A 20881-nucleotide genomic window follows, 5' to 3' on the forward strand; every position below is an offset into this window, starting at 1 on the left:
CCCAACTAAGCGCAAGCTCTGTTGGGGGGCACAGGCCAGGGGGTAGCGACTGTTTAGCAAAAACACAGGGCTCTGCTAAGTCGGCTTCAAGACGACGTATAGGGCCTGACGCCTGCCCGGTGCCTGAAGGTTAAGTGGAGGGGTGCAAGCTCTGAAATGAAGCCCAGGTAAACGGCGGCCGTAACTATAACGGTCCTAAGGTAGCGAAATTCCTTGTCGGGTAAGTTCCGACCTGCACGAATGGCGTAACGACTTCCCCACTGTCTCCAGGACATGCTCAGCGAAATTGAATTCCCCGTGAAGATGCGGGGTTCCCGCGGTTAGACGGAAAGACCCCGTGCACCTTTACTGCAGCTTCAGAGTGGCATTAGGAAAGAACTGTGTAGCATAGGTGGGAGGCTTTGAAGCGTCGGCGCCAGCTGACGTGGAGCCATAGGTGAAATACCACCCTGTTGTTTTCTGATGTCTAACCTCGATCCATGAAACTGGATCAGGGACCCTCTGTGGCGGGTAGTTTGACTGGGGCGGTCGCCTCCTAAAGAGTAACGGAGGCGCGCAATGGTGGGCTCAGGACGGTTGGAAACCGTCTGTTAGAGTGCAATGGCATAAGCCCGCCTGACTGTGAGACTGACAAGTCGAGCAGAGACGAAAGTCGGTCATAGTGATCCGGTGGTCCCTCGTGGAAGGGCCATCGCTCAACGGATAAAAGGTACGCCGGGGATAACAGGCTGATAACCCCCAAGAGCTCATATCGACGGGGTTGTTTGGCACCTCGATGTCGGCTCATCACATCCTGGGGCTGGAGCAGGTCCCAAGGGTTTGGCTGTTCGCCAATTAAAGTGGTACGTGAGCTGGGTTCAGAACGTCGCGAGACAGTTTGGTCCCTATCTGCCGTGGGCGTCGAAATTTGAGAGGAGTTGACCCTAGTACGAGAGGACCGGGTTGAACATACCTCTGGTGTACCTGTCGTTCTGCCAAGAGCGCAGCAGGGTAGCTATGTATGGACGGGATAACCGCTGAAAGCATCTAAGCGGGAAGCCTCCCTCGAGATAAGATTTCATAGAGCCGTCAGAGACCATGACGTTGATAGATCGGATGTAGAAGTGGAGTAATCCATGGAGCTAACCGATACTAATTGCTCTATTCGCGCTTGAGAGTCCCACCATCAATGACAATCCTGGGTAAACCAGCATTGATCAGACGATGTGTCGGATGATTAAGAGCAACGCCTGATAAAACTACGTAACACATGGTAATGCGTGCATCGATTTTAAGGCGCTCCCTTTGCCGGGAGCGCCATGAGACCCAAATCCCGCCGTTCACCGGCTTCATTGCTTGGTGGCTATAGCGTCTGTGCCCCACCCGATCCCATCCCGAACTCGGCCGTGAAACCAGACTGCGCCGATGGTACTAGCACTTAAGTGCTGGAAGAGTAGGTCGTCGCCAGGCATTGTAGCCGGTGAACAGCGCGGATTTTATCTCAGAACCCATTCAAATGTCTCGCCCGTTAGGGCCGCGCGCCTCCGATTCGTCGGAGGCGTTTGCGTCTCTCCCGGATATACCGTTGACGCGGGGTGGAGCAGCCCGGTAGCTCGTCAGGCTCATAACCTGAAGGTCACAGGTTCAAATCCTGTCCCCGCAACCAACATCCCCGACACTCCCGAGGCATCAGCCACGGGAGTTTTTTTGTGTCCGGCGTCCTTCGCCTATGGCGGCCGTAGCCATTTCAAAATGTGGACGTTGGCGTAAGGCGTGCAGACGCTCGCGAACGCTTGATCTCAATAGCCAATACCACCCAGTCTGACCAGATCTGAGTCAGTGGCCACGCGGTGTTTCGGTCGGGCAGGTCCAACTCGGACCAATCAGTCGTCGCCAATGGATCGGCGAGCGGCTACTTTTTTCATCGACGCTGCCCGCCGCTCTGGCGTCCGGACCGCCATGAAGGGGGCGCAATGAAACGTGTCGCACTGTCAACGCCGGTCGGATTCCAGGCCAGCGGGGCGGAGTAAAAGCAGGCCATTGTTGATGCGGGCCTGACGATATGAAGAGGGCCCCGATCGGGGCCCTCTTCATATCGTTGTCGTCGTCGATCAGGTGTCGGTGATCTCGCCGGTTTCGGGGTCGATGATCTCGGTGCCCTGGTTTTGCTCTGCCCTTGCGGCCGAGCGTCGACGGCCGGCGGACTGCTTCAGCCGGTAGCTGTCGCCGTTCATCGTCAGGATGCTGACGTGGTGAGTGAGCCGGTCGAGCAGCGCGCCGGTGAGCCGCTCGCTGCCGAGCACCTGGGTCCAGTCCTCGAACGGCAGGTTGGAGGTGACGATCGTGGAGCCACGCTCGTACCTTTGGGAGAACACCTCGAACAGCAGCTCGGCGCCCGTGGGCGACAGCGGCACATAGCCAAGCTCGTCGATGATCAGCAGCTTCACCGCTGCAAGGTCGCGCTGCATCTTCAGCAGGCGCCGTTCGTCGCGCGCTTCCAGCAGCTGGCTGACCAGCGCGGCGGCGGTCGTGAACGTCACGGTAAAGCCCTTCTGGCAGGCGGCCAGACCGAGGGCGAGCGCGACATGCGTCTTGCCCGTGCCGCTGTTGCCCAGCGCGATGATGTTCTCTCGCCGCAGGACATACTCACAGCGGGCAAGCTCCAGGACGAGCATCTTGTTGAGGCTCGGGATCGCGGTAAACTCGAACGTGTCGAAGCTCTTCACCGCCGGGAACCGTGCCGCGCGGATGCGCCGCTCGATCGTGCGCCGTTCGCGATCGATCAACTCGAGCTCGATAAGCCGCAACAGATAGCGCGGGTGGTCGGTGCCATCGCGCGCGCACTCGCGGGCCACCTTGTCATACTCGCGCAGCACGGTGGGCAGCTTCAACTGCTTGAGGTGATGGGCCAGCAGCACCTGCGGCGTGCCGCTCATCGTGCCGACCGGCATCGTATCGGGTGCGCCGCTCATGCCGCCAGCACCGCATAATCGGCGGCCGAGGTCGTCTTCACCGCCGTTCGCGGCAGGTGCGGATACGCCGCCAGGTCGAGCCTGGCAGGTCGCTGCTCGATGCGCGCCAGCGCGATCAGCTTGATCGCATCGAACCCGACCGCGCCGATCTGGATCGCGTGAGTTACGGCACCCGTGACGATGTCGAGCGGCAGCGCCTCCAGCAGGCGCAGCACCTGGATAAACTCACGCTTGCCCCGGTTGCCCATCCGCGCTTCGAGCAGGTGTCGCAGGTGCTGGAACACGTCCGGCAACGCCCAGCCCTGCAACGCCGCGGCTTGGTCGAGCGCGCCGGGCTTGGTTTCGATCAGCGCCAGATAGTGGAGCGGGTCGGCGACGAACACGCCTTCGCCATAGCACCGCTGGTGGCGAGCGATCTCCTTGCCGCCGCACAGGATCACGACCTCGGCGACGAAGCCCTTCACCACCACGTCCTGGAAGCCGTAGGCGGTCGGCACCGAGTAGTCGTTGGTCCGATAGCGCACGAGCGCCATCGACGAGACCCGCCCGCTGCGCTTCTCGCAGGGCTCCAACGGCACCGCTGGCAGCGCCCGCAGCGCTGTGCGATCGGCCACCAGCCGCTCGCTGATCGTCTCGGCATGGCGGCCGGCACGATCGCGCTGTCGAGCGCGGCAGCGCTCTTCCAACATGGCGTTCAGATCGTCGAAGCTGGCAGCGTGCGGGACCGGCACCATGAAGTTGGCGCGCGAGAACTTGACCAGCCCTTCGACCTTGCCCTTGTCGTTGCCCTTGGCCGGCCGTGCGAAGCGATCGCGGAACAGATAGTGGCTGCACAGCTCGGTGAAGGCCCGCGTGCGTTCACGCTTCCCGTCGCCCAGGATCTTCGCCACCGCGATCGTCGTGTTGTCGTACAGGATCGACAGCGGCACGCCGCCGAAGAACGCGAACGCCGACACATGCCCGTCGAGGAACGCCTCCGTCGTCTCGCGCGGATAGGCCTTCACAAAGCAGGCATCCGACTGCGGCAGGTCCATGCACATAAAGTGGATCTTCTGACGCACGCCGCCGATCACGCCGACCGCCTCGCCAAAATCCACCTGCGCATGACCCGGCGGGTGTGACAGCGGCACGAACGTCTCGCGCCCTCGTGCCCGGCAGAGCCGAACATGGTCCTTCACCACGGTATATCCGCCGGCAAAGCCATGCTCGTCGCGCAGTCGTTCGAAGATCCGCTTGGCCGTATGCCGCTGCTTCACCGGCGCTGTCTGGTCCGCTTCCAGGATCGCATCGATCACCGGCAGCAGCGGCCCCAGCTTCGGCTTCGCTGCAGGCTCCTTGCGCGTATATCCCGGCGGCAGTGAGAACCGGCACATCTTGGCCACCGTCTCCCGGTTCAGCCCGAACACCCGCGCTGCCTCCCGACGGCTGTGACCCTCAACGAACACGAAGCGCCGAACGGCGGCATAGCTCTCCACGGCAAACATCCCCGGCCGCTCCCAAAAGAAGCAACCTTACCAACGGCCGGATTTTACTCCGCCACGCTCAGCACACCGCCGGCGTTCCGATGGCCTGCTTTGTCACCGCCGCATCCACAGGCCGATGTGTATCAAATGATGGCCTATGGACGCCTCTACAGATGCAGCAAACTGACTCTGCTCTATCCGCATCACAGCGAAGCTGGATGCGATGAAGGGTTGATCGGCGAGTATGCCGTCAATTCCAGCGCGGATTGCCTCGAGCTGTTCTCGATCGATGTCGCTCGCGGTGACGATATCGGAAAGAGACTGGCTCGCGTGTGTCCGATGGATGCGAAGGTGTAGAGCCTATGTTTGTGGATCGCACCAATCCCACGCCTGCTACTCCACCGCGCCGTCCATGTGCCGCCGCAGGACTGCGACCGCAGCCAACGGGCCAGGCACATCTCAAAGTCCCCTTCGCTCGCTGCGGTGACGGCGTTGCGCGGCATGTATCGTCTGTTTCGGGCCCGCGGCTCGGGCCGTTCCGCTGCCTCGATTGCGAAGAACCGCTGACCCTCAGGCAACCTCGCGACAAGCGGCGGCATTTCGCGCACCGGCCGGACTCTCAATGCACGGGAGAAACCGCACTGCATCGCTATGCGAAGGAAATCTTGGCGGCGAGCAAGACGCTGACACTGCCGAACCTTATCTTGGAGGATGAAGGCGTCGAAGAATGTGTCTTCTCCGGCGGCATCTATCGATTCGACGAGGTTCTCCCCGAGCACAAGCTCGACACGTTCCAGCCTGACGCACTCGTCCGGATCAATGGCAACGAACTTGCCGTCGAGTTCCTCGTCCATCATGCGGTTGGAGAGGAGAAGCGCGGAAAGGTCCAGGGCCGTAATATCTCTATGGTCGAAATCGACTTGTCGGGGTTGAAGCCTGGAACGATGGATACCGCTGAACTGGACGCGGCGATCCTACACCGCTCGCCGCGAAGCTGGATCCATCATCGCAAGGCCGCAGCCGCGAAGCGTAAGCTCGACGCTGCGGTTGCCGAGAAAAGATCCGAGCGGGGCGCAAAGCTCAAAGGGCATATTTTACGCGCACGGCGCGGAAAGCCGCCCGCGGATTGGAATGACGAGGCTACAGCTGCGGTGCGTCGGAGCGGGCTAGAAGCGCTTATCGGCCTCCAGGCCGATGGTGGGCACTGGTTCACCGTCTCTGACCGTATCTGGCAGGTTCAGGCGCTATACGTCTATGTGATCAAGCCGAGTGAGACTTACTCGCCGGGCGGCAGAGACCTCGAGGTGAAGGGTGATTTCCCCAACGAGCGAGACCTATCGTCTCGGCTCCCTGAATGGATGATTCGCACCGACCTTTCCAAATATCCGCTCAAACGGCTGAGCGAGGCCGGATTTAGTAGCGAATCCTACGGAAGCCCGCACAGCGCGATATGGGGTTATCTCGCCACGCTTTCGGGCATGGGGCAGGCCGTATTCTGGAGTCGGGAGGATCAGAAATTCTTCATAGAACGAGATCTTCAACATCTGCTTCATCGGCGTGTTGAGCTGCGCGGAATCGTGACGCGCCTTCTGCGTGATGCAGAGATCAAGGACTGTGAGGCTGCGTATCCGAGCTGGGCGAACAGTTACCGCATCGATCGCATAACGGCGGCGCAGCTGGTCGAGACCGGCGGCGATGCCTATCAGTTACTGACTTCGCGCTTGTCCAAGCTGCATTCGATGGTGTCGGGCTATCTTCCCAAGGTGGTCAATGATTTATGCGGGTTACCGCTCGAAGCGATCCGTCAGCGTAATATCGACCTGATCGCGGTTGAAGATGCGAAACAGGCTGCAGCGTTGCAAAGGGCCAAAACCGAGCGCATCGACTGGATCCAGGCACAGGCACGCGAAATCCTTCAGGACGAAGCTCCCGCCTGGTTGGAACAGCGAGTCAAAGATGCGCGGACCACATTCATCGATTTCGCTGGCGAGAGTGACGAAGCCATGCGGCGGGTTCAGCATCAGCTCGATCGAGATGGGCAGGTGCGCCGGCAGAGGATCGCGGCGGAGCGTGAGCTCACCGAATTACGAGGTCGGCTGGAGGCCGCCGCTCGGACGGCATTCGCTAACAGTCAGCTTGCCGAGCTATTTCTGAAATCCGGTCACCCGAGTCTTAGCGGGGCTCGGCCTATCGATTATTGTTGCAACTCACACGACTTCGCGCTGGTCGTTAGCTTGATGCGGAAGAGGCGGTAGTTTGCCGCGCGACGTTCGCGAATGGTCGCGCGGTCCTTGGCCTGACCGACATCAAATTCTATGCTCTAACTCCGGGTTGGGATGCCAGAAAACAAGAGCCACCACTACGTTCCGCAGATGTATATGCGGCTGTTCTCGGAAGATGCGACACGGGTTGGCGTGTTCGTCATCCGGACCGGAAAGTTTATACCGCAGGCTCCAATCCGTGGCCAGGCTTGTCGTGACTATTTCTATGGAAAAGACCCTTCAGCCGAGCGAGCGTTCGGGACAATTGAGGGGCACGCGGCCAAGCTATTCAAGGATGCGATCGAATACCGCACGCTTCCCGCGTCCGGCAGCGAGGACCACGAGCGACTGATCTTCTTCCTCGGGATTCAGCATTGCCGGACGATGACCGCCGCCGAGCAGCACAACGAAGGGTCAGTCAAGGCTTTGAAGGCGGTGCTGCGCAGGAAGGCTGAGCTTGAGGGCAACGATTTCATCCTCGAACATCTCGACAAGGTTCGGATCACGCGGACCAACGCCGTTTCGGAGATCGTGAGCTATGCCACCATCGGCGCCAACCTCCTTGCCGATCTCGCGTTCGTAGTCGTCGTTAATGAGAGCGAGGTTGCCTTCGTCTCATCCGATGCGCCGGTCGTCCTCCATAATCGGCTGTTCGAGGGGCAGCATATCAACGTCACCGGCTATGCGAACGTCGGCCTCCAGCTGTTTCTACCACTTGGTCCGCGCCTCGCCCTGTTCGGCTACGACCCGGCGGCCTATTATGTATCAGCTAACGGCCGAGGTGCAGTTAGAGTGACCGACGCCGCCGACGTGCGGTTGATCAACGACCTACAGTGGGAAGCGGCCCACGCGGTGATGCTGGTCGCGCCGGATACGGCTCGTGAGGAACTCGTGTTCTGCGGAACGCGCTGGAGGTCGCTGCGAAAGACCGAGCGGGTCCTATTTAGAGAAGAGGTGGTCGAGGATAACGGTGATCAAGTGCGGACGCGGCAAGGCAGTGGCGAGGCGCCGTCCTCGATCGCTCTCGATCTTTCATTCGTCGAGCTACGGCTGCCGATCCCACCTCGGCTTGGCAGCTACGAGATACCACCATTCCGCGATCCCGCTCGGGTCGCGCGCACCGACCGGGCATTCGCGGTGATGGATGACCTGGAAGGGCGGCGTCGGCGTGGATGAGTTCATCGTCTTCCTCGAGCCCGACTTTCCGTTCGAGGAGGCGGAGAAGATCGGTGCCCGCCTGATGTCGCTCGGCTGCCTCGTGCCGGGATTCGTTCCGCCGTCGGTTGGCCTTCTGGATCTCGGTGCTCTCTTCTACGCGGATCAAGTCGAAGGTCTGGAGACGGTGCTGGTCGTGGACCGGAATCTCGCCTCGCGCATGGCGCAGCTCGCCAGCGAGGGCGCCCCGCGGCGATGGGACCATCCGACCGAGGTGGCAATCAATCTGATGGCCTTCGCGCAGACTATGAACCTCGACATCGAACCCGGGCTCGCCTTCCACGAGCTTGCGCATCGTAAGGGTGACCTCGCGGCGCAGGGGGAACTGAGCTGGTTTCGGGCGGCCGATCGAGGTGCCGCGAAAAAATGGATCGACGTGGCGATGCGCCGTGCGACCACCGTCGACCTGGGCGAGGTCGCGCCGGTCGAAATGCTTGAGCTGTCAACGGCGCTCAACCGGTGGAACCGTAACTACATCGCGACGCTCAAGACCGCCCAACTTTCCCTTCTCGGCGGGAGCCGTCTCGATTCTGTATTGGGGCTGCTCGACTGGATGATCAATGATTTCATCCTTGCCGCGCCGGCGTTCATGTATGCGGCGCGATACTTCGGACCTCGCGCTGCCAGCGCGAAAATGTTCAAATCACTTAAGGCGGAGGATAGGGAGAAGGCGATACTCGGCGTCCGCAATGCCGCGTGGGACGTGACATATCTTAGCGAATTCGGGAGGCTGTCAGGACTTCGGGACAGCACGAACCGGCAATATGTGTTAGCGTCGGCCGATCGCCCGCTGGTGGAGCTGGCGTCGACCCTGTTCTGCGGTCCGGAAGCGACCGAAGATTTTCCTGCCCTGGTCGAAAAGCTAGAGCAATGGTGGCCGCCCAAGGAAGCACTCCGCATCCGGGATCGGTTTTTCGAGTGCGTTGAGCATGTCGGCACAGGTCGCGACCGTGGCGCTGACCTGCCCGGCGATCCAATCTCCGAGATGATCGACGCCGGTGAGGCTTGGATCCGTGAATGGTAGACACGTGACTGTCGCCAAAGCTGGTCGCAACCGGATTCGGCGTCGGCCATCGATTATCGCATGGCGCCGTGATTGCTATGTGATTGCCAGCTCCGGCGCCGACAGCCCCAACCACTCTCTAAGTCATTCGCTGGCACAACCTTATTATGTCATTCGTTGGTTTGCTGCCGTTTTTGCGAGCTGATTTAGTCAGTTTCTGCAAGACCCTCTCGGGACCGTGTTCCGGGATTGGGACCGTAGCCCGAATGTCTTAGGGTAGGTTGCGAGCTTAAAAGGTGACGATCGACCGAGCTCACCAGCGGAACAGATCCCGATGGCCATCCGCCTTGGGCTGCAACGAAGCCTATTTTCTTCTCAAGAATTCCAGCCGCTGCCGCAGGTCCACTGCCAGCCGACGCCTGCCTTCGGTGTTCGGTAAATATTGAATGTGCCGGATGTGTCGGATGTCGAAGGGGATGTCCGCCTCGTTCTGCGTGATCGGGATGACCTCCCGACCCAACGTGTGCGCTATGCCCATTTCGTAGAAGACGTTGGCGTTGCGACCGGTGCAGTCGCAAATCACCACGCTCGAGCGATCGATCAGCGCCACGACGTCGGCGATCACTTCCGCCCGTTCCCAGATCTCATCGGCGCGTTGGCAGCGGAACCCGGCGGCCTCCGCGCTTCTACCGATAGCCCGGTAGATCGCATTGAAGCCGGTGGAGAATGGCATCATCACCGAAATCAAGTTTGGATCGACCCTCTCGATATCGTCTAAGCGGAACACCTGCGGCCGCTGACGCGCTCGCGAACCTAAGCGCAGAAGGGACTGGAACAGGTCGATCTCCTTGATCGCCCAGTGGTTGCGAGAGAACTCGAAGGCGTCATCGATCCCGAACGCGTCACGGTTTGCGTAAACGTCGCTGTTGCGGATGAGTGGCATTCGATCATCGAACCGGTATTCGAGCGTCGCCTGACCGCCACGCACCCGGCCGCCGATGAGCTCACCCACGCGGGCGATCTGGTCGCCTGTCCCTTCAACCATGAAGAGACATGGCAGCGAACGGAGCTGCTCAAAATCCGGTTCGTCACCGGCCTTATATCGAAGCGCGATGGGCCGTTCAGTGCTCTCAAAGATGCGGTCGGCGCCCAGCGTGTCGCGGCGGTCCGCCCATTCGCCTGATTTCACGATGAGATTGAACATGCAGACATATTAGCGGGGGTTGAAGCGCCGCGCTACGGAGACAACTGCGATAACTGTCGGGCTGCGGATCGCTCGTTCCGAAGAGGCACACCCCCGCAGGTGGGTTCGCTCCCGTCCTCTACGACGCGATCGGCCTAGACGCGCCGCGTGAGCAGCTAGCCCTATTTTGGTAACCGCACGACCACCAGACGAGCTGCACGCGGAGATCAGCCTGTTTGCCGTGGATCCGCCGATTGCGCCGAGCGGCATGTCAAAATTGGCGTCAACATGCTCGACGGCCGGACCGAATCCCGCCGCGGAGGCATTTTGCATCACGACGCGACCTTTAGTCTGACGTGTCGAACGCATATTGCGCGACTAGGCTAGCGCAGTGCGCGCGCTAGGTCGTCGAAGCCAGCGCAGTCGTGACATATCGATCCGTGAGCGCGTACGACCGAACTGTGTTTCGCGATCTTGGATTTTCCGTCGCTCGACGATCCTCAATCTTCACCCTCATTCTGAAGGTTATCCCGTCCTTGAAGCGAGCTGCACCAGGCGTTGCCGTAGCGCTGTCGGGCGAGCGCCGAGGTTCGGCCCCATTAAGTTAGAATGTCGGCGCGTGTGGAAGTATCCCTTCCAGGATCAGCCGCTCGCGCGGCCATCCTGAAGGCAACGCGTTGATACCGCGCGCGGATAGTTCGTCTTCGACGCTGCGGTGATGCAGGCCCATGTGCAGCGCGATCTCGGCGCTCCAAGCCACCCGCGCGACCGCGGCGACCACCGCCGCGCGTTCCGCGACGAGCATCTGTCCCTTACGCAAGAAGGGGAAGTCGAGGGCCAGGCCGAGTTCCGGCATGTATTTCGGGGCGATGTTCAGGATCTCGGCGGCGTCCCTCTGGCTGACCGCGTGCGCGACGGCGAAGCCGGGCGGCGCGTCGGCGTCCACGACCGCGTCGAACCGGGCGAGGTCTTTCGCCCGGACCTGGATCGACGTCGTGGTCGGCACCCGCCCGTCCATCCAGAAGGGGACACTCCCGGCGCACAGGGCGCCGATGATCGAGGCCCAGGGCTTTAACCGGCCCCCGATCCTTCGGCTGGCCGACGCCAGACTGACGAGGTCGGCCGGCCAAGCCTCGGTACTGTCGTCTACGCCGCGCGCCTTGCCCGCCAGCTCGGCGGCGAGGCGGCGCAGGCTGACGCCGCGGACCTTCATCGTCGTGGCGGTGCCGAGCAGGACGGGATGGTTCTCCCATTCGAGGAGGCCCGCCGCGCAGAGCTGCTCCACCGCGTAGTGCGGCAGCGCCATGGACTCGGCGCAGCCGCCGACGCGCAGGGAATCCCTGAACACCGGCACCAGGGCGTCGATCTGGGCGACGTCGAACTGCCCCTGCTCCTTGCGGCCGGTGTTGAGTTTGCGGAAGATGATGCCGGACCATTTCTTCAGGACGTCCATGCTCGGGGAGGAGAGGCCGAGCATGTTCTGGACGGGCTTGTAGAGGTAGTAGGGGTGGTTGACGGCGAAGCCGTGCGCGGCGTGCCGGTGGAGGTCGGGCATGGCGTCGGTGACGGTACGCACGACATCCTCGGCCTCCGCGTTGCGGTCGGCGAGCCGCTTCATCCGGGCGCGTAGCGTCTCGAGGTCGGCGGGCGAGTCGCTCAGCTCCTCGGCCTGCCGGGTGACCCACGTGCGGAAACCGTCCGGCCAGGAGCGCAGCGCCGCAGTGCCGGTGGTGACGACAGCCGCGAGTGTCGGTGTGGGCAACCTCGTGACGCCGTGGCGCGACAGGGTTGGGACGTAGGTCGGCTGCATGAGGCCGCCGAGGAGCAACGCCAGCCGGACGAGCGAGCCGGGCGAGATGTCGTCGAGCGTCGCGGGCATCAGCATGCAGGCGGCCTCAACGCCGCGGGTGTCCGGCGAGGATAGAGAAGCGAACAGCCGGTAGTCGTCGGCGAGGGGTTCGGGTAGCGGCGCCTCGGTCGACGGACCAACCTGGAGGGCGCAGCGATCGCAATACCCGATGCCGTGCGAGTGGAACCACCCGAGCGGCGTGTCGCAGTGGTCGCAGCGGTCCACGAGCCGTTCGAGGCTCTCCGGGCAGTAGGGGACGAGCAGGTTCATCCAGCTGGCCCGGTGGTAGCCCTCGCCGGCGAGGGTGCCGGGGCCGATCCGGCGGCGGTTGAACTCGAGGTAGGCTCGCGGGATGATGAGCCTGCCGAAGGCGGCGTCGTAGGACTTCTCGTCGCCGCGCTCGACCAGCCGCACGCCGGCGCGCCGGACGAGCTCGTTCGCCGGGCAGCGCGCGACGAACGCGAGCCGCTCGAGTTCCTCGGGCGTGGCGATCTGGCTGAGCCCGAGGTGCCGGATGTCGACGCCGGCGGCCTCCAGCACGGGCGCCGTCCGCACCAGGACGTGCTGACGGACGCCGCGCGCGACCACGCCCGGGATGCTTTCGCGGGCGCCCACCTCCAGCGGGAACCGGAGGCGGCGGCCGCTCATCAGCTCATGCCGCACCGACGGGCTCCGGCTCTGCCACCGGCAGGGATCCCTTCGGGCCGTCCGCTAGCGAGTCCGGCTCACCGGTGCCCGGCGGGACCGCCGGCGCGGGCGCGGCCGGCGATGCCGGCACGACCGAGAACGGGTCGTGGTCGACCCAGCCTAGGTCCATGGCGTAGTCCCGCACGGCGTTGCTGAGGTCGTAGGCCTCCATCGTCGCGGCCCCGCGCTCGACGGCGGCGGGCAGAGCCTGCTGGATGATGCGTGCCGCTCGGCCGATGTGTCCTCCGGAGGCCTTGATGAGGCCGGTCAGGACTGCGGGCTGGTCGAGGCAAGTCGGAATCGGCACCGCCCCCCGCTTGACCACCTCCTCGTCGTAGTCCGCGCAGAACTTCATGAACTGCTGTCGGTCGGCGGACTTCGACACGTCGAGCGGCAACAGCTTGAGCGGGTCCCCGAGCCGGGCGGCGAACTGGCCGTTGAGCTTGAAGAAGTCCTCCGAAGTCTCGTCACCGATGAAGAGCATCGGCACGACGCCGCGGTCGATGAACGACTGGAGCTTCTTGGTGACTTCGAACGCGTCCTCGGTGAGATAGGCGCGGCCGTAGTCGAGGTCGGCGAGGTTGCGATCGCGCTTGGTGACGAGGATCTGGACCTCGTCGATGACGATCAGCTCGACGCCGAGCCGGCGGACCCACTCCTCGATGCGCTGCTCCAGCACCATGACGTTGTCGTTGGACTTGCCGCGGATGTCGTCGGCGCCTTTCTTGCCGATCGCGAGCGCGCGGGAGCCCGGCTCGTCCAGGAAGTCATCCGCGAGGCGGTTGAGGATGGCCATGAAGAGCATCTTCAACGTCATGCGCGAGGAGATCGTGATGTGGACCACGCGGTGCTTGTTCGGCTCCCTGCCGGCGGCGATCGCCTCCTCCTCGAGTTCGGCGATCAGCCGCTCGGCGATGGCGCTCTTTCCGGCCTGGCTGAACTGGCTGAGACGTCGGCCGCCGAGAGGCGTGCCCCGGCGCTTCTTCGCCGCGTTGCGCATGTAGCGGCGGACTTTGTTCAGGATCGCACGTTGCCGCGCAGTGTCGACCCACATGTTGTTCACGATGTCCTCGGCGAACTCGGCCCGCGCCTGCGCGAACAGGTCGCTGGGATCGGGCTTGGCGAGGCCAGTGGTGCGTTTCGGTTTCTTGTAGGTCGTCATGGTCACTCCTCCTCCGCGTCTTCGTCATTGATGTCGCCGCCGAAAGTCCAAGAGGGCTCGACCATGGCGTCGGCGTCGCCGAGCTCCTCGGCGATGACCTTCGCGGGATCGGAACGGAGGTCGGCGGACCCCTCGGCCCTGTCGGGATCCATCTCCTCATCGCGGTTCTGAGGTGGAGGCATGGGGATGTCGTCGCGCGCGGCGCCGTCGATGTGGGTCGGGATGTGTAGCTCCGGCACCTGGGCGCAGGCTGGGTTCAAGGCGCGCTTGCCGGAGAGGCGGCGCTCCTCGGCCTCGAGGAGCTCGATCGGTTTCTCGCGCTCGCGGAAGGATTTGCCGGAGAGCGTCCTCTGCAGGTTGTCGAGGTGGACCGCCTTTCTGCGCAGGCGCTCACGGTTCGTGATGGCTCCGCGCCCACCGGCGCGCAGCTCCTTCTGGTAGATCTCGTGTTCCCAGCGGTTCAGCCCCCCGGCGTAGCCGGGGTCGGTCGACCACATCGGGAAGTATTCCTTGTTCTCCTCGTCGTAGACCTCGATCATGTCGATGTCGTCGTCCCAGACGCGCAGCCGAACCTCGATCCTCGCGCTCGCCTTGATACGCTTCGCGAACGGTGTGTTGTGATAGTTCGAGCTGAGGGCCTTGGCAGTCCCCTCGCGGTTGAAGCGATAGTGCACGTTGTCGTAGATCAGGCCGTCGTCCGTTAGGATGCAGGGCTTCTTCGGCACGCTGGCGAAGGTGCGCATGACCTCCTTGGGGTCGGTCAAGCGAGCATGCCCGCTGGCGACAAAGTCCTTCATGATGTCCATCGGCGACCTGTTGCCGAGCGACTTCTTGGGCTTGCTGTTCCAAAGGCGCCGGCACTGTTCCACCGCGTCTGCGTATTGCGCGCGCGTGACCCGGGTGTTCCTGATCGGGTCGTAGCCGGTGTCGTGCTTGGCGCGCGGGCCGAGGATGCGTCCGGGGATGGCCGACAGCGTCCGCTTCACGAACTTGTGGTAGTTTTCGAGCTTCGCCTTGGCGTCGCTGTGGTAGGCCTCGGCGAGCTCCGCGGTCGCGAAGATCTTGATTGCGCCGGGCACCATGCGCGGCGAGATCATCGTCCGGTCGCGGTCATACATCACGTCGGACGGCAGCCCGTAGATCATCGCGGCCTTGGGGTCCTCGGCGATCTCCTCGGGGGTGAGGTCGGGCGGCATCATGACGGCGCGCAGCGCGGCGAGGCCGAACTGGGGGCGGAAGGCGCCGGCGAAGGTGGGGTGCGGGAAGATGTATTGCGAGAAGGCGTCCATCGCGATCGTCGACTTCATCTTGCCGATCGGGATCTTGAGGCGCTCGAGGTAGTGGACGCTGTGCTCCCACTCGACGCCGTCCATGAAGATGCGCTCGAAGGGGAGGTCGACCTCGACCGGCTCGCCGGCGGGCGAGAACATGCGGTCGGCGGCCGGACGGCCGTAGCGCGACGCGTGAGTCGAGTAGCACTCGAGGCTGTTGATGCGCTCGCGGACCGTCTCGTAGGACGGCTCCTGCTCGCTCAGGAACGGCACGCCCAAGTCCCTGAGCGCCTGCCAGTCGCCGTAGAGCCCGGCGGCGGCGGCGTCCTTGTCCGCTAGTCGGCCGTTCAGCGTGCCGGGGCGCCAGTAGCGCATCGCCCACTTGTGTACGAGCCGGTCCTCGATGTCCGGGAGCTGGCTGTGGCCCTTTGCGCGGCCAGCCGTGCTGACCAGCGCGCCGATGCGAAAGCCGTGCTTTCTGAGTTCGGCCATCCAGCGCAGGAGCGACCTGGGGTGCGGCTTCCTGCCGCCGTGGTTGTTCTTTGCGATCCACAGCCCGGCGGCGGCGTCGGTCTTGACGATCTTGTCCCTCAGGGCCGCATCAGCCCAGTCGTAGCGCCAGCCCGTCAGAGGATCGATCGAATCGCACGCCGGGCGGTCGAGGTGCAGGACGTTCTCGCGCCGAAGGGTGGTATCGGCTTGGTATTGGGGGTCCACGACGACGCCGCCGCGGAAAGCGGCGATCATCCACTCGATTGTGGGCAGCCCCATCGCGCCGCCCTTACCATTCGGCACGAGGACGACCTCCTCGTCCCCGTCGATGTAGCGGAAGCGGAGGATGCCACCGCCCAGCGCCTCCTCGAAGCGCATCAGGCGGTTGCGGTATTTCAGGATGTGCCCTTCGGGGCACCAGAACGGGATGAACATCGGACTATGCCTCGGGCGGCACGAACGCGGCGAGGAACGCTCGCAGCGCTCCCTTCACCGCGACGGGCGGGAGCGTGACCGGCGTGTCGGCCATTGGCGGTGCCGAGATCGGCATGGAGATCACTCGGCGGTGCATCATGGCGCGGGCGGTGTCGAGCGACAGGGCGTCATGCTTGCCGATGATGTCGAGCACGTCGATCAGCCGGGCGGAGCCGCCTACGTCGCGGACGTGGCGGCGGACGCGGGCGGCGTCGACCTCCTCGAACTCGGTCCGGCGGGCGTCGAAGATGTCCTTCACGACGCGGCGCTCGATGCGGTTCCTCAGGCCTCCCTTGACCCGGCGCTCAAGCGACGCGCCGTGGTCTTCGAGCAGCGCCTGCGCGAACTCGAGCCGCTCGACGAGGTCGGGGTCATCGAAATAGTCCTCGCTCGCCTTGTCCTCGCCGAAGACGACTTGGTGGTTCTCGGTCTCCACGCCCCAGTCGAGGGTCATGTGCCGGGCCTTTCCGGCAAGCGATACCCACTCGATTCGGAGCGCCTGATACTGCAGGTCGAGGCGTTTCGGATTCACTTCGTCCCAGCGGAAGCCGTAGGTTTCGTGCGGACCTTCGAAATACTGGTCGCGTCCGGCCTTCTCGCTGTGCGCGGCCGTCATCGACATGAACGATGCGTAGCGGAAGTTGATGCGAACGGCGCCGAGGTCGCGGGCGGCGACGAGCTTGGCAGCGTGACGCGTCGGCGGATCGACCGGGCGGGGCCTGCCAGCGTCGCGCGGGTCGCGGGTGTCGCTGCCGCGCCGGTGCCGGCTGGGCGACCAGGCGGGTCCGGGCTCGGGGCGGTAGGGGCGGCACTCAATCGGGTGTCTGATCCTGATGACGCCGGTCGGGATGTCGTCTGCGGTTGCGGTCGTGTTGCTCATGGTCTTTTGCTCCAGCCACGTGTTGGCGGCCCGTCCCGGGGGAGGTTTCCGGGACGGGCCCGGGTTCAGGAGGGGAAGCGGTCGCCGGGACTGCGGCACGAGAGCCGCATCATCCAGCGCTCGATCCTTGCCTTGGCCAGGGGGTCATCGGCGTGCGAATGCCCCTCTTCCGCCGCGCGCAGCACCCAGTCACGAATGCAGACCACGTTGCCGTAGCCGCGCTGGACCCGCGGGGTGTGTCGCGCACGCGACCACGGCGCTTTCGCCGCCCGGCGCCGCGCGGCAGCTCGTTTCCGCGCCTCCGACGCCGGAACGCGGTCCAGACGGATGGGAATGTCGTTATTGTCACTCATGGTGGTCTTTCCTGTATCCAAGGCACGCGTCGGCGATCCGCCGACCGCGTGCGGTCTCGGTTGGTTCGGTGTCCGGTTCTGATCGGACTGGATGCCGCGCGATTTGCGCGGCGGCGGGTCATATGTCGGGGACGTCCAGCTGCCACCGCGCGATTCGGCGGCTCGGGAGGGGGATGGCGATCGGTTTCACGGATCGGCTGCCGAACGTATCCCCAAGCGTGATCTTGGAGGCTCTGCCGTGCAACCAGGCGAGCGTTGGGGAGTGGCGCGCTGCGGCGAAACGACGATCTGGTTCACCATTTCTGCGGTGTTCCCGATTGTATTGGCTCATCACGACGCTCCCGACCTCAAACCGGAGAATCGCTCCGGGCGGATTACGGAAGTATGCTGTAAAAGCTACGGGTGCAACCCCTATTCTGCATTATTGTTGTATTTTTTACGTGAGCGCTGTAGCGATTTCGGATGGCTAGACGGAACCGCATTGGTCAAACGGACATCCGCTCCGCTGCGGAGGACAGACTTGATCCCGATGGCGCGCTTCGCGCTGCGCTCGGGCGGGCGCCCGATGAGCAGGAGCTCGAACTGTGGGCGGGCATGCCCACGGACAGGCGGCTGGCGACGCTCGCGCGAATCTCTGTTCTGCGCCGCTGGGTCGACGAACCTGGCGAGCTGACTGCGGCGGAGGCGGCGCGGGAGGCCAAAGTCGCGGTCAGCCGCTTCTATGAGATCGCGGCCGCGTGGAAGGCATCGTCGACGCTGCATTCGCTCGGCACCTTCGCGAAGCGGCCGGGGCGGCGGGGATCGCGGCTGGACGGCGATGTAGTGAACACCATTCAGTCGATCCTGCCCGGGGTGGTGGCGTCGGGCGGCAGGGAAGCGAAGGTCTCGCGGCTGGTCGCGCAGCTTGCCGCTGATCCACGTCTCGTGGGTGCGGACCTGCCCCATGTGAACACGCTGCGCACGATGGTGGAGCGCGAGCGGCGCCGGCAGCGCGCCGAGCAGCTCGTCGGCCTCCGACCCGGCCTCGACGCGTCGGCCTGCGAGCTGCTGCGACCGGATGGCCGACACCATATCATGTTTGCGGTCGTCGACCGCACGTCGCGACTGATTTTAGGATTTAGCGTCGGCGAGGTGGGCGACAGCCGCTCAGCTTATGCACGAGCCTCGCGTGATGCTCTGCGGCGGATCTCCGCGCCGGAGGCCGCGGCTTGGCCTTGGGCCGACGGGACGCAACGCATCGATGTCGTCGCGGGTGCCGACGGCGACGCCTTGATGTCTCTGCGCGCGAGATATGAGGCAGGAGGGACCGGACCGTTCTTCGGAATCGTCGGGACTGGTCGCCGGTTCGGCCGGTATCTCAAGATCGTCGCTGGCGACGCTGTGGGCGGCTTGAGGCTCTTTCGGGCGCGGACGGAGAGCGACGCAGTCTCCGACAGCGGCCTGAAGTACAATGACGCCGATGCGACTACTGCGATTGAGCTGGGCGTTGCGAAGCACAACGCCGCGGTGATGGCGGCCAGCGTGGCCGAGGGTTCCGCGCGGCCCGCGCCGGACACGCTACGCATCCTGAAGTTCCTCGCTGATGCCTAGGGACGGGGCGCGGTCGGCTCTATTCTCTGACCGCCGCTGACGACCAGTCGCGCATTGTGCGCCGATACGGCCGCGCCGATCGCCGCCACCGCGTCGGCGGTCGTGATGGCGGAAGCGTGACGAGATGCGACGAGCGCCGTCCCCGGCCTCGCCATCGACGCGCGGTGCACTATCTGGAGGTTCCCGAGCCGATTGCCGAGCACGCGCCTGAGTGAGGGTCGGTCGTCCGCTGGATTGCCCGATTGATCGGGACCGGACTGGTCGTCGTTGTAGTGCGGTGCCCGGATCGGCGGGATTGCCGCACCAATGGCGTCGAGTTGCGTCAGCAAATCCGGGAAGGACGGCGGGATGTCCGGATCGCAGCTTACCCGGGTGGCCATGATGACGCGGCTTGGCAGAGCGATCGCGATCAACAGGCGTGGCATGATGATCTCGGCACCTTGAGCGACTGGCAATTTGACGGCGCACTCGTCGATGAGCGTCTCGGCGGCGACGTCGGGGGTCGACACCATGTTCGCCCGGGCGTCTGCGAGTAGATTGTCGACCGTGCTGTCCGATGGCGTCGCTACGCTCTCGGCCGCGCACCGCCTGGCGACCTCTGCGAGCACGATCCTCCGTCGCGCCGTGGGTCCGAGTGCGTCGATGGTTTCCCGCACGACCTCGAGCGGCCGGGCGGGCAGGCGCCTCGTCGTCGCGACGGCGTTCCTCGAGCGCGCGCCCGGGATTGCCGATGCGTCCCGCGTCGTGCGCCAAACGCGTGCCAGCATAAGGAACTGTGAGACCGAAAGACCCATCCGACTGGCGAATGCCGCCCGGACCTCCAGGGGAGGGCGGTGGACTGCCACGAATTCATCGAGAATGCCCACGCGCCGACGGATCTCAGGCCAGCGCGCTGGGTCCACTCCGGACAGATCGATGTCCTTCTGCATATGTTTTCTCTTCCAATGGGAGGCTTGAGGTGGGTGAGATCATGAGCGGCCAAGAGTGGTTCGGCGCGTGCGGCCTTGCCCCCGACGCGACGCTTTCGCCGGCAAGGTGCTCGCAGTAGTCACCGTGGCGTTTCGCGGGGGCGGCCGCGGTGATCAAAGTGCGGATCCCGCTGCGGAATGACATTCCGCGGTCGGAGTCGACGGCCAGGCCCGATCTAACTTTTTGCGAGGACGCCAACGCGTGCGCCGATCCTCTCGCTCGCTATGCCTTGGGCCGTCGCCGCGTCCGATTACGGTGTCGGCAGTCATCGCGGCGACGCGGCGACGGATCTCCGGCCAGCGGCGCGGGTCCACGCCCGTCAGATCGATGTCTTGCATGCTGTTTTCTCATCAGAATCTTCCATCGCAATGAAACTCCCACGGCCTGAAGCCGCGCTTCGGATCATTTGTGGGTGCCTCTGACGTCGGCATGGAGCTCCGGCGGCCGCGCCCTTGGTGCGGCGCGGAAGCCGATGGTGAGCGCAGATGGAGCCAAGCGGCGTGGCACCACGCTTAGGTTTCCCCGGTGCTGCGGAGCTCCGGTCTTTTTGCGGATCAGGCCAGCGATTTGCCAGCCGCAGTGCGTCGCCCCGCCGGGATTCGTGCAATACGCAAGACTTAAACGTTACATATAACGTTACAGAGTAACACCTTTCGCTTGCCATTTCGGCTCGGACCGTCCAACTCCTGGGCATGGCAGAGGACAACGATGTGGCGGCCGGGCTGGAACGTCTGGCAAAGGCGGTCGGCGGCTACACCGCGGTAGCGCGCAAACTGAGTATTTCGCGACAGGATCTCTGGCGCTATCGCACCGGGCGCAGCACTCCGAGGCCAGCGCTGATGCGTCGCATGCTTACACAGATGCCTCCACCTGGAAGAGCTGACGTCTACGGATCCGACGGCGAGACAGTCGCTCATCTCGATCGAGAAAGTGTTACTAAACTGCGCGGATATCTGTTACACTTGGTTCATCTGCTTGATCTTGACGAGCGGACCCGGAGCGGCCCACAACGAGAAGGCGGTTGAATCGAGAGGATTCGGCCGATTGCGGTGACAGATGAGCAGAGCGGACCTCGTAG

Annotated in this window: 15 protein-coding genes, 1 tRNA gene and 2 rRNA genes (1 of these 18 running past the window's edge); 9 read left to right on the forward strand and 9 right to left on the reverse strand. The window is 63.8% G+C overall.

Features of this window, described 5'->3' with window-relative positions; translation table 11 throughout:
• From HMP06_RS04450 to HMP06_RS04460, 3 genes are all read left to right on the forward strand, one after another.
• Window positions 1–1155, forward strand: a 23S ribosomal RNA gene (locus HMP06_RS04450) (it extends 1640 nt beyond the left edge of the window).
• Between the two features lie 179 nt (window positions 1156–1334).
• Window positions 1335–1449 (forward strand): 5S ribosomal RNA (gene rrf / locus HMP06_RS04455).
• A gap of 119 nt (window positions 1450–1568) precedes the next feature.
• Window positions 1569–1645 (forward strand) — tRNA-Met (locus HMP06_RS04460).
• Between the two features lie 445 nt (window positions 1646–2090).
• Here the strand turns inward: HMP06_RS04460 and istB are convergent.
• Both istB and istA read right to left on the reverse strand, forming a co-directional pair.
• Window positions 2091–2930, reverse strand: coding sequence for an IS21-like element helper ATPase IstB (gene istB, locus HMP06_RS04465; protein ID WP_269473422.1), 840 nt, complete (start codon window positions 2928–2930; stop codon window positions 2091–2093).
• Window positions 2931–2947: 17 nt separating this feature from the next.
• On the reverse strand, window positions 2948–4435 hold the full coding sequence (istA, locus tag HMP06_RS04470) for an IS21 family transposase (RefSeq protein WP_176495463.1): 1488 nt from the start codon (window positions 4433–4435) through the stop codon (window positions 2948–2950).
• Window positions 4436–4561: 126 nt separating this feature from the next.
• Between istA and HMP06_RS04475 the strand changes: the two genes are divergently transcribed.
• From HMP06_RS04475 to HMP06_RS04490, 4 genes are all read left to right on the forward strand, one after another.
• Window positions 4562–4771 carry a hypothetical protein gene (locus tag HMP06_RS04475; RefSeq protein WP_197940723.1) on the forward strand — a complete coding sequence of 70 codons (210 nt, stop codon included), beginning with the start codon at window positions 4562–4564 and terminating at the stop codon, window positions 4769–4771.
• A gap of 5 nt (window positions 4772–4776) precedes the next feature.
• Entirely contained in the window at window positions 4777–6669 is a 1893-nt protein-coding gene (locus tag HMP06_RS04480) for a competence protein CoiA family protein (RefSeq protein WP_176496017.1), read from the forward strand.
• A gap of 81 nt (window positions 6670–6750) precedes the next feature.
• Window positions 6751–7851 carry a DUF4238 domain-containing protein gene (locus tag HMP06_RS04485; RefSeq protein ID WP_176496018.1) on the forward strand — a complete coding sequence of 367 codons (1101 nt, stop codon included), beginning with the start codon at window positions 6751–6753 and terminating at the stop codon, window positions 7849–7851.
• Window positions 7844–8914 (forward strand): hypothetical protein, encoded by a 1071-nt coding sequence (locus tag HMP06_RS04490; RefSeq protein WP_176496019.1) that lies wholly within the window; start codon window positions 7844–7846, stop codon window positions 8912–8914. Before HMP06_RS04485 ends, HMP06_RS04490 begins: the two co-directional genes overlap by 8 nt.
• A gap of 343 nt (window positions 8915–9257) precedes the next feature.
• Here the strand turns inward: HMP06_RS04490 and HMP06_RS04495 are convergent, their stop codons facing one another.
• The 6 genes from HMP06_RS04495 to HMP06_RS04520 all read right to left on the reverse strand — a co-directional run bounded on the left by HMP06_RS04495 (window position 9258) and on the right by HMP06_RS04520 (window position 17244).
• On the reverse strand, window positions 9258–10097 hold the full coding sequence (locus HMP06_RS04495) for a hypothetical protein (protein ID WP_176496020.1): 840 nt from the start codon (window positions 10095–10097) through the stop codon (window positions 9258–9260).
• A 583-nt stretch (window positions 10098–10680) separates the two neighbouring features.
• Window positions 10681–12588, reverse strand: coding sequence for a hypothetical protein (locus HMP06_RS04500; protein WP_176496021.1), 1908 nt, complete (start codon window positions 12586–12588; stop codon window positions 10681–10683).
• Window positions 12578–13774, reverse strand: coding sequence for an AAA family ATPase (locus HMP06_RS04505; protein WP_176496022.1), 1197 nt, complete (start codon window positions 13772–13774; stop codon window positions 12578–12580). The genes HMP06_RS04500 and HMP06_RS04505 overlap by 11 nt, the downstream gene beginning before the upstream one ends.
• Window positions 13775–13776: 2 nt before the next feature.
• Window positions 13777–15972, reverse strand: coding sequence for a hypothetical protein (locus HMP06_RS04510; RefSeq protein WP_176496023.1), 2196 nt, complete (start codon window positions 15970–15972; stop codon window positions 13777–13779).
• Between the two features lie 4 nt (window positions 15973–15976).
• Window positions 15977–16891, reverse strand: coding sequence for a hypothetical protein (locus HMP06_RS04515; protein WP_176496024.1), 915 nt, complete (start codon window positions 16889–16891; stop codon window positions 15977–15979).
• A 65-nt stretch (window positions 16892–16956) separates the two neighbouring features.
• A complete protein-coding gene (locus HMP06_RS04520) occupies window positions 16957–17244 on the reverse strand; it encodes a hypothetical protein (RefSeq protein ID WP_176496025.1) in 288 nt (95 codons plus the stop codon).
• Between the two features lie 462 nt (window positions 17245–17706).
• On the opposite strand from HMP06_RS04520, the gene HMP06_RS04525 reads away from it, so the two are divergent.
• Window positions 17707–18834, forward strand: a complete 1128-nt coding sequence (locus HMP06_RS04525) for a hypothetical protein (RefSeq protein ID WP_176496026.1) — start codon at window positions 17707–17709, stop codon at window positions 18832–18834.
• Here HMP06_RS04525 and HMP06_RS04530 read toward each other — a convergent pair.
• On the reverse strand, window positions 18831–19763 hold the full coding sequence (locus HMP06_RS04530; RefSeq protein ID WP_176496027.1) for a hypothetical protein: 933 nt from the start codon (window positions 19761–19763) through the stop codon (window positions 18831–18833). The two genes, HMP06_RS04525 and HMP06_RS04530, sit on opposite strands and share 4 nt — an antisense overlap.
• Before the next feature lie 732 nt (window positions 19764–20495).
• Here HMP06_RS04530 and HMP06_RS04535 point away from each other — a divergent pair.
• The gene (locus tag HMP06_RS04535) at window positions 20496–20828 is read left to right on the forward strand and encodes a hypothetical protein (RefSeq protein ID WP_176496028.1); all 333 of its coding nucleotides are present in this window, start codon (window positions 20496–20498) and stop codon (window positions 20826–20828) included.
• The last annotated feature ends 53 nt before the right edge of the window (window positions 20829–20881 follow it).

The organism is Sphingomonas sp. HMP6 (assembly GCF_013374095.1).
Taxonomy (GTDB): Bacteria; Pseudomonadota; Alphaproteobacteria; order Sphingomonadales; family Sphingomonadaceae; genus Sphingomonas.

Bases quoted from the DNA above. Each gene is read 5' to 3' on its own strand.
- istB (WP_269473422.1), bottom strand. From the start codon at position 2,930: ATGCCGGTCGGCACGATGAGCGGCACGCCGCAGGTGCTGCTGGCCCAT.
- istA (WP_176495463.1), bottom strand. From the start codon at position 4,435: ATGTTTGCCGTGGAGAGCTATGCCGCCGTTCGGCGCTTCGTGTTCGTT.
- HMP06_RS04475 (WP_197940723.1), top strand. From the start codon at position 4,562: ATGATGGCCTATGGACGCCTCTACAGATGCAGCAAACTGACTCTGCTC.
- HMP06_RS04480 (WP_176496017.1), top strand. From the start codon at position 4,777: ATGTTTGTGGATCGCACCAATCCCACGCCTGCTACTCCACCGCGCCGT.
- HMP06_RS04485 (WP_176496018.1), top strand. From the start codon at position 6,751: ATGCCAGAAAACAAGAGCCACCACTACGTTCCGCAGATGTATATGCGG.
- HMP06_RS04495 (WP_176496020.1), bottom strand. From the start codon at position 10,097: ATGTTCAATCTCATCGTGAAATCAGGCGAATGGGCGGACCGCCGCGAC.
- HMP06_RS04505 (WP_176496022.1), bottom strand. From the start codon at position 13,774: ATGACGACCTACAAGAAACCGAAACGCACCACTGGCCTCGCCAAGCCC.
- HMP06_RS04510 (WP_176496023.1), bottom strand. From the start codon at position 15,972: ATGTTCATCCCGTTCTGGTGCCCCGAAGGGCACATCCTGAAATACCGC.
- HMP06_RS04515 (WP_176496024.1), bottom strand. From the start codon at position 16,891: ATGAGCAACACGACCGCAACCGCAGACGACATCCCGACCGGCGTCATC.
- HMP06_RS04520 (WP_176496025.1), bottom strand. From the start codon at position 17,244: ATGAGTGACAATAACGACATTCCCATCCGTCTGGACCGCGTTCCGGCG.
- HMP06_RS04525 (WP_176496026.1), top strand. From the start codon at position 17,707: ATGGCTAGACGGAACCGCATTGGTCAAACGGACATCCGCTCCGCTGCG.
- HMP06_RS04530 (WP_176496027.1), bottom strand. From the start codon at position 19,763: ATGCAGAAGGACATCGATCTGTCCGGAGTGGACCCAGCGCGCTGGCCT.
- HMP06_RS04535 (WP_176496028.1), top strand. From the start codon at position 20,496: ATGGCAGAGGACAACGATGTGGCGGCCGGGCTGGAACGTCTGGCAAAG.